9 protein-coding genes and 1 pseudogene are annotated in these 12,306 nt (G+C 72.3%); 7 read left to right on the plus strand and 3 right to left on the minus strand.

From position 1 onward, the window contains the following. Positions 1–13 precede the first annotated feature (13 nt). The 3 genes and pseudogenes from ACFHNC_RS13775 to ACFHNC_RS13785 form a co-directional block, all read left to right on the plus strand. The gene (locus tag ACFHNC_RS13775; RefSeq protein WP_437169794.1) at positions 14–1,351 is read left to right on the plus strand and encodes an LLM class flavin-dependent oxidoreductase; all 1,338 of its coding nucleotides are present in this window, start codon (positions 14–16) and stop codon (positions 1,349–1,351) included. Further along, the gene (locus tag ACFHNC_RS13780) at positions 1,348–2,562 is read left to right on the plus strand and encodes an MFS transporter (RefSeq protein ID WP_437169795.1); all 1,215 of its coding nucleotides are present in this window, start codon (positions 1,348–1,350) and stop codon (positions 2,560–2,562) included. Before ACFHNC_RS13775 ends, ACFHNC_RS13780 begins: the two co-directional genes overlap by 4 nt. A 14-nt stretch (positions 2,563–2,576) precedes the next feature. Next, positions 2,577–3,776: pseudogene (locus ACFHNC_RS13785) on the plus strand (amidohydrolase family protein); the annotation flags it as partial. Positions 3,777–3,813: 37 nt separating this feature from the next. On the opposite strand, the gene mdoH reads toward ACFHNC_RS13785, so the two are convergent. The 3 genes from mdoH to ACFHNC_RS13800 are packed head-to-tail and all read right to left on the minus strand — an operon-like array spanning position 3,814 to position 6,855. Then, complete coding sequence (gene mdoH, locus ACFHNC_RS13790) at positions 3,814–5,643, minus strand: glucans biosynthesis glucosyltransferase MdoH (protein ID WP_437169796.1); 1,830 nt, start codon at positions 5,641–5,643, stop codon at positions 3,814–3,816. Between the two features lie 31 nt (positions 5,644–5,674). After that, a complete protein-coding gene (locus tag ACFHNC_RS13795) occupies positions 5,675–6,448 on the minus strand; it encodes a hypothetical protein (RefSeq protein ID WP_437169797.1) in 774 nt (257 codons plus the stop codon). Beyond that, positions 6,445–6,855, minus strand: coding sequence for an ABA4-like family protein (locus ACFHNC_RS13800; RefSeq protein WP_437169798.1), 411 nt, complete (start codon positions 6,853–6,855; stop codon positions 6,445–6,447). Before ACFHNC_RS13800 ends, ACFHNC_RS13795 begins: the two co-directional genes overlap by 4 nt. Positions 6,856–6,943: 88 nt before the next feature. On the opposite strand from ACFHNC_RS13800, the gene ACFHNC_RS13805 reads away from it, so the two are divergent. The 4 genes from ACFHNC_RS13805 (at position 6,944) to ACFHNC_RS13820 (ending at position 12,303) form a co-directional block, all read left to right on the plus strand. Next, positions 6,944–7,564, plus strand: a complete 621-nt coding sequence (locus ACFHNC_RS13805; RefSeq protein WP_437169799.1) for a TetR/AcrR family transcriptional regulator — start codon at positions 6,944–6,946, stop codon at positions 7,562–7,564. A 60-nt stretch (positions 7,565–7,624) separates the two neighbouring features. Then, positions 7,625–10,093 carry a membrane-bound PQQ-dependent dehydrogenase, glucose/quinate/shikimate family gene (locus tag ACFHNC_RS13810; RefSeq protein ID WP_437169800.1) on the plus strand — a complete coding sequence of 823 codons (2,469 nt, stop codon included), beginning with the start codon at positions 7,625–7,627 and terminating at the stop codon, positions 10,091–10,093. Positions 10,094–10,183: 90 nt separating this feature from the next. Then, positions 10,184–11,395 carry a hypothetical protein gene (locus tag ACFHNC_RS13815; RefSeq protein ID WP_437169801.1) on the plus strand — a complete coding sequence of 404 codons (1,212 nt, stop codon included), beginning with the start codon at positions 10,184–10,186 and terminating at the stop codon, positions 11,393–11,395. Next, a complete protein-coding gene (locus ACFHNC_RS13820; protein ID WP_437169802.1) occupies positions 11,392–12,303 on the plus strand; it encodes an EF-hand domain-containing protein in 912 nt (303 codons plus the stop codon). The genes ACFHNC_RS13815 and ACFHNC_RS13820 overlap by 4 nt, the downstream gene beginning before the upstream one ends. Positions 12,304–12,306 lie beyond the last annotated feature (3 nt).

Here is a 12,306-nt window from a genome sequence, read left to right on the forward strand (position 1 = left end):
GGAACCGCCCCGCATGATGCGCCTGAACGCCTTCGACATGGCGACGCCTGGCCATATCCAGCAAGGCCTATGGCGCCATCCGCGCGACACCGCGGCCAACTACACCAGCCTGGAGCATTGGACCGCCCTCGCCCGGCTGCTGGAGCGCGGCTTGTTCGATGGGCTGTTCCTGGCCGATGTGCTCGGCATCTATGATGTGCATGGCGGCAGCCCAGCTGCGGCGCTGCGCGGCGGCGTGCAGGTGCCGCTGCTGGACCCGGTGATGGTGGTGCCGGCCATGGCTGCCGTCACGCAAAACCTGGGCTTCGGCGTGACCTGCAACCTGGCCTACGAGCCGCCCTATCTGTTCGCGCGGCGAATGAGCACGCTGGACCATCTGACCGGCGGCCGCATCGGCTGGAACATCGTCACCGGCTACCTCGACAGCGCCGCCCGCGCGCTGGGCCATGCCGAGCAGATGCGGCACGATGACCGCTACGACCTGGCCGATGAATACATGCAGGCCGTCTATGCGCTGTGGGAGGGGAGCTGGGCCGGGGATGCGGTGCGGCGCGACCGCGAGGCCGGCCTCTACACCGATGCGTCCCGCGTGCGCCGCATCCACCACGCCGGCCCGCAATACCGGATCGACGCGATCCACCTGGCCGAACCCTCCCCACAACGCACGCCCGTGCTGTACCAGGCCGGCGCCAGCGAACGTGGCCGCCGCTTCGCCGGCACCCATGCCGAATGCGTCTTCGTCAATGGCACCAACGCATCCGTTGTCGCGCGGCTGGTGGCGCAGTTGCGCGCCGCGGCCGCACCGCGCCGCATCCTGGTCTTCGCCGGCGCCACCGTGGTGGTCGGACGTACCGAGGCGGAGGCGCGGGACATGCTGGCGGATTACGCAAGCTGGGCGAGTGCGGAAGGCGCACTGGCCCATGCCTCCGCCTCGCTCGGCATCGACCTGGCAAAGTTCGGGATGGATGAGCCGGTTCGGGCCGGGGAGAGCCAGGCGATCCGATCCAACGTCGAAGCCATGGCCAAGGTCGCCGGGCCGGACTGGACGCCGCGCATGCTGCTGGCGCAATCCGTCCTCGGCAGCCGCCAGCCGCCCATCGTGGGCGATCCCGTGCAGGTGGCGGATTCGCTGGCCGGTTGGATGCAAGCGGCCGATGTCGATGGCTTCAACCTGTCCCGCACCGTGATGCCGGAATGCCTGGAGGGCTTCATCGACCTGGTGGTGCCGGTGCTGCAGGAACGCGGCCTGTACAAGACCGGCTACGCCCCCGGCACCTACCGCGAGAAACTGTTCGGTGCGGGCCGGCTGCTGCCGGAAGGCCACCCCGCCGCACGGCATCGCTGGGCGTGACCGGCAAGGCCCGCAACGTCGCGCTGATCACCCTGGCGCAGGTACTGGCGCTGTCGCTGTGGTTCTCCTCCACCGCCGCCGGGCCGGGCATGCTGCTGGAGGCGCCCTGGCGCGGCGATGGCTACCAGGCGCTGCTGACCAGCGCGGTGCAGGCAGGCTTCGTGCTCGGCACGCTGGTGAGCGCCGCGCTGGCGCTGCCGGATCGCTTCGATCCGCGCCGCGTCTTCGCCCTCGCCGCCCTGCTCGGCGCCGCGGCCAACGGCGCCATCCTGCTGCTGCCGCCGGGGGCGGATGGGGTGATCGTGGCGCGCTTCGTCACCGGCATGGCACTCGCCGGGGTCTATCCGGTGGGGATGAAGCTGGCCGCCGGCTGGGCGGATCGCGGCGATATGGGGCTGGTGGTGGGGCTGCTGGTGGGCGGGCTGACGCTGGGCTCCGCCGCGCCGCATCTGGTCTCCGCGCTCGGCGGCGTCGCGTGGCGGCCGGTGCTGGCGGTGGCGTCACTGACAGCCGTCGCGGCGGCGCTGCTGGTGGGGGTGGTGCGGCTCGGCCCGCGCCACGCGCCGGCGCCACCCTTCCGGCCGGCCACGGCGCTGGGGCTGTTCCGCAACCGCGGCACGCGGCTCGCGACGCTCGGCTACCTTGGGCACATGTGGGAGCTCTATGCGATGTGGGCCTGGATCGGCCTGTATTTCGCCGCCAGCTTCGCCGCCTGGCGCGGCACCGGCGGGCCGGTGGCCAACGAGGCGGCGCTGGCCACCTTCGCGGTCATCGCCGTGGGCGCGCTGGGCTCCGTCGCGGCCGGGCTCGCGGCGGACCGTGTGGGGCGGGTGCGGGTGACGGTCGCCGCCATGGCCGTCTCCGGCGCCTGCTGCCTTTTGGCCGGCCCGGTCTTCGGGGTGCATCCGGCACTGGTGATGCTGCTCGGCCTGGTCTGGGGTGTCTCCGTGGTGGCGGATTCGGCACAATTCTCGGCCAGCGTGGCGGAGTTGGCGGAGCCGGGGCTGACCGGCACCATGCTGACGGTGCAGACCAGCCTGGGTTTCGCGCTGACCCTGGTGACAATCCACCTGATGCCGCCGATGGTCCAGGCGCTGGGCTGGGGCGGTGCCTTCGCCGTGCTGGCGCTGGGGCCGGCGCTGGGGTGCCTGGCCATGCTGCGCCTCGGCCGCAGCGCCGATGCGGCGCGGCTGGCGGGCGGACGGGGATAAAGGGGGCTTAGACCATGACGCTGCTGATCCGCGACACCACCATCGTCACCGGCGACGAGGCCGGCACCATCCACTACGCCGCGGCGCTCGCCATCGAGGGCAATCGCATCGCTGCCATCGGCCCGGATGCGGAACTCGCCGCGCGCTTCCCCGAAGCCGAGACGGTGGATGGCAGCGGCCGCGTGGTCTTCCCCGGCTTCGCCAACATCCACACCCATCTCGGCATGACGCTGGCGCGCGGCGTGTTCGAGGATCTGTCGCCGCCGCACCACCCGCCCTTCTGCGGCGGCCTGTCGCCGATCCCGCTGCCCGTGCTGGCGCCGGCCGAACAGGCGGTGATGTGCCAGCTGGGCGCGCTGGAGGCGATCCGCTCCGGCACCACTGCGCTGCTGGAGGATGCCTCCGGCATCGCGGATTACGCGCAGCAGATGGTGGAGACCGGGCTGCGCATGGTGCTGGCGGAGCGCTGCTGGGACCGCGCCGGTGGTGAAAGGGGGGGCGCCGGCATCGGCGACCCCGCCGCCTTCCGCCGCGACGCGGCGCTGGGCCAGGCCGGGCTGGCGCGGGCGGAGGCGCTGCACCGTCGCTGGCACGGCGCCGGTCACGGCCGCATCCAGGTCGGCATCGCCGCCTGGGCGCCGGACATGTGCTCCCCGGAACTACTTCGGGCGGTGGATGCCCTGCGCCAGAAACTGGATGCGGTCTGCACCATCCACCTCAACCAGATCTGGGGCGAGGTCGCGGCGGTGCAGGCGCATCGCGGCATGCTGCCGAGCGAATACCTCGACAGCATCGGCTTCCTGAACGACCGGCTGGTCGCCGCGCATTGCCGCTGCATGGCGCCGCTGGAGGAGAAGATCCTCGGCAAGCACCGCGTGCACGTCGCCTTCAACGCCGCCATCGCCGCGCGGCGCGGCCTCAGCCCGCGGGTGTGTGAGCTGGAGCAGGCCGGCTGCAACATCGGCATGGGCACCGACAACATGGCGGAGGACATGGTGGAGGTGATGCGCACCGGCCTGTTCATGGAACGCATCCGCCGCCAGGACGGCCGCAGCCCGACGCCGGAGGAGGCGCTGCGCTGGGCGACCCGCAACGGCTACCGCGCCATGGGCGTGGCGGATGGAGGCTGGCTGGCCGAGGGCAATCTTGCGGATCTGGTGATGCTAAGGACCGACCGCGCGCATCTGGCGCCCTTCCTGCGCGCCGTCGCCGGCTTCGTGCATCAGGGCCAGGCGGCGGATATCGACGATGTCATGGTCGATGGCGCCTGGGTGATGCGCGACCGCGTGGTGCTGACGATGGATGAGGCGCGCGTGGTGCGGGAGGCGGAGGAGATTGCCGGGCGGGCCTGGGCGCGGCTGTTCGCGGAAAATCCGGGGATCGCGGTGCCGCCGGGCTTTCGGCCGCTGTAGCCTGCGGCGCGCCCAATTCCTCCGGCGTCGCGGCAATGCCGCGGGCGCGCAGCCGGGCGGACAGGCGCGGATCGGCGGTCAGCACACATAGCGGCACGGCCAGGATCAGCCCCGCCGTGAAGGGCAGCGCCAGGGCCAGGGCGGGCCAGGACAGGCTGGCGAAGGCGGCGGTCAGCAGCAGGCCGATGACGGTATGCGGCCACAGCATCCGCATCGCGTCGCCCCAGGTGACGCCGCGATCGGCCCGGTTCTGCGGCAGCCAGCCGGGCTTGGCGCCGAAGGGCAGCAGGGCCAGGAAGATCGCCTTGTTGAGGTTCGACAGTGGCTCGAACAGCTGCGTGAAGACCAGCTCCACCAGCGCGCCGCGGGCGAAGGCGGCGCGGCCGCCATAGGTCTCGGCGACGCGGCGCTGGATCAGCACCTGCGCATAGCCGGCCAGTTTCGGCGCGAAGTAGCACAGCCAATGCGCCAGGATGGCCAGCGCCAGCGTCGCCATCGGCGTGCCCGCCCCGCCGCCGCTCAGCCCGTTCGCCGCCGCCAGCAGCAGCGCCAGCAGATAAAGCGGCGCGCCCAGGAACAGCAGGATCGCCTGCGCCAGTTGCAGCCGCCCGAGGGCCGTCATGCCGGGCAGGCGAAACAGATGGATGTACTGCATGTTGCCGGCGCCCCAGCGTTCGTCGCGGCGCAGGAATTCCGGCAAGGCGGGCGGGTTGGCTTCCAGGCTGCCGTCTTCGGCCGGCAGGCAGCGCACGGCCCAGCCGGCGGATTGCAGCCGCACGGATTCCACCATGTCGTGGCTCAGGATGCGGCTGCCATCGGGCAGCGCCTCCAGCTTCGCGTGCTCCCGGAAGGGGGCAACGCGCAGGATGGCGTTGTGGCCCCAATAGGGGCCGGCATCCATCTGCCACCAGGCTTGGCCGGTGGCCCAGGCGCGCATGCCGGCGCGCATGCCGAACTGGAACAGGCGCGGGAAGGCGGCCGTGGCCGGGCGGCCGACGATGAGCTGCTGCACGATGCCGAGCTTCGGATCGGCCTCCATCACCGCGACCAGGCGCAGCACCGCGTCCGGGGTCATCACGCTGTCCGCGTCCAGCGTCAGGAAGAAGGCCTCCTCCGTCAGGTGATGGTCCAGCGCGTCCATGACGTTGCCGGCCTTGTAGCCGATGTTTTCCGTGCGGCGGCGGTAGCGGGCTGTGGGGTGGGCGGCGAGGAAGGGGCGGATCGCGGCGTCCTCCGCCGCCACGGCCTGCGGGTCCTGGGTGTCGGAAAGCAGCCACAGCCGGAACCGGTCGCCGGCGCCTTCCTGCTCCAGCCCGTGCAGCAGGGTGGTGAGCGGCGGCAGCACCGCCTCCATCGGCTCGTTCCGCAGGCAGACCAGCAGCGCGGTGGTGGAAGCGGGCGGGCCAGCTTTGGCGCGGGCCAAAGCGGGCAGCACGGCGGCGGCCGGGTCCGGCGCGCGCAGCAGGATCACGAGGCCGACCAGCGCATTGGCGGCGGACAGCGCCGCCCAGGGCGTTGTCAGCCCGATGCAGGCCAGGATCGCCCATTCCAGGGCACTGAGGCCGCCGGGCAGCAGCGCCCGCAGCAGCAGCACCAGCAGCAGCGCGGCCAGCGCCGCGACCAGCAGGCCAAACAGGGCGCGGCGAAGCAGGGGCGATTCGGGTGACATGGGCACCCCATGCCGCCCGATGATGGCGCCCTTACGGCGAAAGCGGCACGCCCGCCTGCGCCAGGCGCAGCGCCGCCACGGACAGCCCCGCCCAGCCCGCCGTCGCCAGGCCAACGGGCCAGGCGGAGGCACGGGTCAGCAGCCAGAAGCCGGGCACCACCTGCATGGCGTGAATGGCGAGGAAATGCGCCACCCGCAGGTCGCCGCCATCGCGCGACCAGTAGAAGGGGGGGAAGCCCGGGGCGCCGCTGCCGCCGATGATCGGGCTGCCGGCGCCGCCGATAGCGAAGCCGGTGACGCCGCCGAGCACCCCCGCCACCACCAGGCCGAGCCCCACCGCCAGCCGCCAGCCGCGCGGCTGCGCCGCATCGCCGCGCGCCAGCACCAGAAGCCCGAGCAGTGCCGCCAGCGCCACCAGCACCGTGGCCCCCAGCCCCATCAGGGAGAACATGATCTGTCCGAAGCCATCCTCTGCGAAATGGCTCGGCAGGCCGGCCGCGGCGCGGAGGGTGATCCAGCCCTGTTCGAAGCCTGCCGCCGCCAGGGTGCCCCACAGCACCAGCCCGGCCAGCACGCCCCGCCGCGCCGTCGGCGCCAGCACGCCCCAGGCCCAGGCGAGGGTCCAGAACCAGGGGATGAAGGAGGCGGCGAATTTCGCCGGCTTGATCCAGACCGAGCCACCATAGATCTGGCGCGGGTCCACCGCCATGGCGGCCAGGCTGAACACCAGGCAGCCCAGCGCCACCCAGCCGGCCCAGGCCAGCAGGTTCTGCCGCCGGTGCAGCTCCGTGACGAGGGCGTTCATCGCCGCACCAACCGCACACCGAGGAACAGCAGCAGCCCCGCCGGCCCGGCCAGGAAGGTGGGCGGCAGGCACAGGCGCAGCGCCCAGGGGTTCACCCCCTCCGCCGTGCCGCGCCGGCAGATCCAGGCGCCGATGAACAGGTCGAAGGCCAGGTAGTGCACCCAGCCGGCCAGCAGCACGCCCGGGTTGCGGAACAGCGCCGCGACCTCCGCCAGCGACCCGAAGCCGCCCTCCGCGCTGCCCCAATGCGTGGCCAGCAACACGATGTAGAGCGCGGCCAGCAAGGACGGGATGGTCAGGCCGGCCAGCATCCAATTCGCCCAGCGCCGCCCGGGTGCCACCAGCAGGGCGAGCCAGCCCGCCATGGCGATGGCGCCGGCGGCGGAGAAGATGGTTTCGAGCGGCATGGCGCGACCCTCAAACTTGACGATGGTCAGTTTTTCGCAAGCCAATCTGACCGTTGTCAAGTTCATTTCGGCAGGTCAGACTCCCGCCATGTCCGTCACCCCGAAAACCCGCGGCCGCCACCATCACGGCGACCTGCGCCGCGCCCTGCTCGATGCCGTGGCGGAGATCGTCCAGGAGGCCGGGCCGGAGGCGGTTTCCCTGCGCGAATGCGCCCGCCGCGCCGGCGTCTCCCATTCCGCCGCCACGCCGCATTTCGGCGACAAGCGCGGGCTGATGACCGCCTTCGCGACCGAGAAGGCGCAGCGCCTGCGCGGTGCCATGGAAGCCGCGCTCGCCGCGTTGCCGGAGGGCGCCAGCCCCGCCGAACGCCTGGCCGCCACCGGCCGCGGCTACATGGAATTCGCTCGCGAGAACCCCGCGCATTTCCGCCTGATGTTCCGCACCGACCTGATCGACGCGGAGGACCCCGCCTGGAACGAGGCCTCGCGCCAGTCGCGGGCGCCGCTGGACGCGGCGATGCGGGCGGTCGCACCCGCCGCCGGTGACCGCGCCTTGCGCGCCCGGCTGACCCTCGCCTGGGCCGGGGTGCACGGCTTCTGCACCCTGCGGGCCGAGGCGCCGCGCAGCGATCTGTGGCACCCCGAGTCACGCGGGGCGGAGGTGGCGGAGGATCTGCTGGCCCTGCTGGTCATCGCCTGCCGGCCCTGAAGGCGGGGAAACCTTCGCTGGTTGCGACGTTGGCGATGCAACCGGTCCGGAGCCGCCATCATGCCGCAATCCCGCCCTCTTCTGCTGCCCCGTCTGATGGCGGCGCTGCTTCTGCTGTTTGGCCTGGGCTTGGCCGGGGGCGGTGCCTGGCTGGTGCTGCTCGGCGGGTCCTGGTTCTACCTGCTGGCGGGCCTGGTGCTGCTGGCCTGCGGCGTGCTGCTGTGGCGCGGGCAGGATGCCGCGCTGGTGATCTTCGCCCTGTTGCTGGTGGGCACGCTGGGCTGGGCGATCTGGGAAGTCGGCATGGATTGGTGGGCGCTGGCGCCGCGTGGCGGCATGCTGGTGGTGCTGGCCCTGCTGCTGCTGACGCCCTGGATCACCCGCCCGCTCGGCACCAGCCCGCTGCGCGGCGGCGGCGCGGCGCTGAGCCTCGCGGTGCTGGCCGCCCTGGTCACCGCGCCGCTCGCCATGCTGCGCGACCCGCATGACATCGCGGGTGCGCTGCCGGGGCCGCGCCTCGCCATAGCGCCGAATGCAGCCACGAATGCCGCCACGGACGCCGTGCCGGATGGCGAATGGCACGCCTATGGCCGCACCGGCTTCGGCCAGCGCTTCTCGCCGCTGGACCAGATCACCCCCGCCAATGTGGCGCGGCTGGAGGTGGCGTGGCAGTACCGCACCGGCGACATGCGCGGCCAGCCGGGTGAGCCGACGGAGACCACCTTCCAGGTCACCCCGCTGAAGATCGACAACCGCCTGTACCTCTGCACGCCACACCAGGCGGTGATCGCGCTGGACGCCACGACCGGCGCCGAGATCTGGCGCTACCGGCCCGCCATCCTGGGCGAGCTGGCGCTGCAGCACCTGACCTGTCGTGGCCTCGGCTGGCTGCCGGCGACGGAAGCGGCGGCCGCGCCGCCCACCCCGCTGAACCAGGCACGCGTCGCCGCGGCGCGGGCTGCCGTGCCCGGCCTGCCCATCGCCGCCGTAGGGGCCGCGACGGTGGAATGCGGCGCCAGGCTGTTCATGCCGACCGCGGATGGCCGCGTCATCGCGCTGGATACCGAAACCGGCGCCGTGTGCAGCAATTTCGGCGACGGCACCGGGCAGATCAACCTGTGGGCCAACATGCCGAATGCGCGGCCGGGCGGGTATTACTCGACCTCGCCCCCCGTGGTCGCCAATGGCGTGCTGGTGATCGGCGGCACCGTGCTCGACAACGTCTCCACCAACGAACAGTCCGGCGTGATCCGCGGCTATGACGCGCGCAGCGGCGCGCTGCTGTGGAACTGGGATTCCGGTGCGCCGGAGACCACCGCGCCGATCGCGCCGGAGGCCTTCTACACGGCCAATTCGCCCAATGCCTGGTCGATCCTCAGCGTCGATGCGGCGCTCGGCCTGGTCTATGTGCCGCTGGGCAACCAGCCGCCGGACCAGTTCGGCGGCAACCGCAGCGCGAATGTGGAACGCTTCTCCTCCGCCGTCGTGGCGCTGGACCTGACCGATGGCAGCCTGCGCTGGGCCTTCCAGACCGTGCACCACGACCTGTGGGACTACGACGTCCCCTCCCAGCCCACGCTGATCGACCTGACGGTGGATGGCCAGACCGTGCCGGCCCTGGTGCAGCCCAGCAAGCAGGGCGACCTGTACGTGCTGGACCGCCGTACCGGGGAGGCGATCCTGCCGATCCGCGAAGTCGCCGTGCCGCAGGGCGCCGCGCCGGGCGATACCACCGCGCCGACGCAGCCCGTCTCCGCGCTCACCTTCAACCCGCCGATGCTGCGCGGGCGGGACATGTGGGGGGCCACGCTGTTCGACCAGCTCGCCTGCCGCATCCAGCTTCGCCGGCTGCGCTATGAGGGCCGCTACACACCGCCATCGCTCGAAGGCTCCATCGTCCATCCGGGCAATTTCGGCGTCTTCAACTGGGGCGGCATCGCGGTGGACCCGGAGCGGCAGATCGCCTTCACCACGCCCTCCTACCTCGCCTTCGTCTCCCGCCTGATCCCGCGCGAGGACAACACCACCCTGCATGTGCAGGGCGACAGCCCCCCGCCGGGCAGCCTGCCGCCGCTGAACGAGAATTTCGGCGCGCCCTATGCGGTGGAGCTCTACCCCTTCCTCTCGCCGATCGGCCTGCCCTGCCAGCAGCCGCCCTGGGGCTATGTGGCTGGCGCCGACCTCACCACCGGGCGGATCGCCTGGCAGCATCGCAACGGCACGGTGCGCGACTCCTCGCCGCTGCCGCTGCCCTTCAAGCTCGGCGTGCCCGATCTCGGCGGGCCGATCATGACGCGCGGCGGCGTCGCCTTCATGTCCGGCACGCTGGACAACTATGTCCGCGGCTATGACGTGACCACTGGCGCGCAGCTCTGGGAATCCCGCCTGCCGGCCGGCGGCCAGGCAACGCCGATGACCTATACGGGGGCGGATGGCCGGCAATACCTGCTGGTCATCGCCGGCGGCCATGGCTCGCTCGGCACCACGGCGGGCGACCATGTCATTGCCTATGCGCTGCCGGGGGGCTGAGGATCGAAATGGCCTGAAGCCGGCCTGCCCTTGCACGCGGCGCCGCGCCTCCGCATTCTCCGGTCCTTCTCACAACGGGACAGGCTGTGCATGCGCGGTGTTCGGGCCTGGCTTTTGGCCGGGGTGGTGCTTCTCGCGCTCGGCCCGGCGCGGCTGGCCGAGGCGCAGCAGGCTTCCACCAGCCGCCAGGTGACGGTGCAGAACGAGACCGACCAGAAGCTGGACCATCTGTATCTGTCCCCACCGCATCTGTCCCCACCGGCGGCGGCGGAACGCGGCCCGGACCGGCTGGGCGACGCGGCGCTGGCGCCTGGCAGCAATTTCCGCCTCCGGCTCAACCGCGAGGCCGGCTGCAGCTTCGACGTGGTGGCGGTGTGGCAGGATGGGCGGGAGGAAAGCCGCAGCGCGGTCAATATCTGCCGCACGCCGCGCCTTGTTTTCGGCGACCCGGCGATGCCGCGACGGGACGCGGCCATCACCAACCGCGCGGAGGTGGCGCTGCGCGAATTCTACGCCAGCCCCAACGGCCTGGAGGGCTGGGGGCCGAACAGGCTTGGCGACCAGGGGCTCGCGCCCGCCGGCAGCTTCCCACTCCGCCTCCGCAGTCGCGACTGCGTCTTCGACCTGCGCGCCGTCTATGCCGATGCGCGGGAGGAGGTGCGAAACCGCCATGACCTCTGCGCCGAACCGGCCATCGCCTTCGACCGCAGCACCCTTCCGCGCCCGGTTGCCCATGCGCTGGTGCTGGTGAACCGGCATCTGGAGGTGGTGCAGGAGGTCTATGTCTCAGCCAGCATGGACGCCGATTGGGGGCCGGACCGCCTCGCCGAGCCGCTGCCGGTGGGGGAGGAGGCGACGGTGACGCTGGAAGCCGCCTGCCAGGCGGATGTCCGCATCGTCTTCCCCAATGGCGGCGCGGAGGAACGGCGGGAGTTGGATCTCTGCACCACGCCGCGCCTTCTGCTGGCGCCGGGCTGGGTGCTGGGCGCGGAAGCACCGGTTGCCGCTGCGGCCGGGATGGACCCGGCCTCGGCCGATCCGGAAACCGCGGAGGCCCCGGTGCTGAAGCTCCGCAATGCCGGCACGCTGCCGATCATCGAGATCTACGCCGCACCGCCGGGCGAACCGCGCGGCGAAGACCGGCTGGGCGCCGATGTGCTGGGGGTGGGGGAAAGCCTGGAACTGGAAGCCCCCGATGGTGACGCCTGCATCGCCGATCTGGTGGCGCTGTTCCGCGATGGGCGGGAGGTGACGCGCAGCGGGGTGGATCTGTGCCAGGGCGAGGAGATCGAGATCCGATGAGCCGCTTTCGCATCTGGCTGCGGCCGCTTGCCGCCACAATGCTGCTGGCCTCCGCCGCCCAGGCTCAACCTGCCCCAACCCAACCTACCCCGGCGAGCGTGCCCGAGGCGCTGCGCGGCGCCTGGTTCGCCGGTGCCTGTGCCGACCCGGAGGCGATGCTGCTGCTGACCGCCCGCGCCGCCGCGCGGCTGGAGGCGGAGGAACCGGCCCGGCTGTACCGCTTCCGCCAGATCCGCCTGCAGGATGGCTGGACCATCGGCACCGCCGGTGGCGCCGAGGCACCACGGCTGATGCTGCGCCCCACCGCGGAGCGGCTGGAGCCCACCGCGGAGCGGCTGGAGCCCGCCGCGGAGCGGCTGGAGACGGCAGAGCCAGAGGCCAAGCTGCGGGAGGACCGGCTGCCGGGGGACAGCGTGGTGGCCGCCTGGCACCGCTGCCCCGCACCCCCCGTGGCGCTGGCCGCGGTGCATGGGGAGGGCGCGGCCTTCCTGGCGGCGCTGGAACATCTGGAGGCCGGTTGCGGCAGCGGCACGCCGGGCGCCTGCGCCGCCGCCATCGTGGCGCAGGCCGATGTCAGCGGCGATGGCCGGCTATCCGTGGCCGAGCTTGCCCGGCTGCTGCGCGGCGCCGCCTGGGTCGCCGCGGTGCAGGAAGGTGCGACGCAGGATGTGATCGCGGCGGCGGTGGGGGCGGGTGGCCTCGCCGGCATCCTGGCCGCCCGGCTGCTGATGGAAAGCCTGGACTATGACGGCGATGGCCGGATCTCGGCGGCGGAACTGGCGCAGGACCGCGTCGGCTTCGCCACCGCCCCCGGTACGGCGGCGGGTCGCCCGTTGCGGATGGATGGCCTGACCGAAGGGGCCGGCATGCTGCGCGGGTTGATGGAGGGGCTGGCCGACTGGCGCTGAGGC

Origin of the sequence: Falsiroseomonas sp. E2-1-a4, assembly GCF_051433165.1 — a bacterium.
Lineage (GTDB): Bacteria > Pseudomonadota > Alphaproteobacteria > Acetobacterales > Acetobacteraceae > Falsiroseomonas.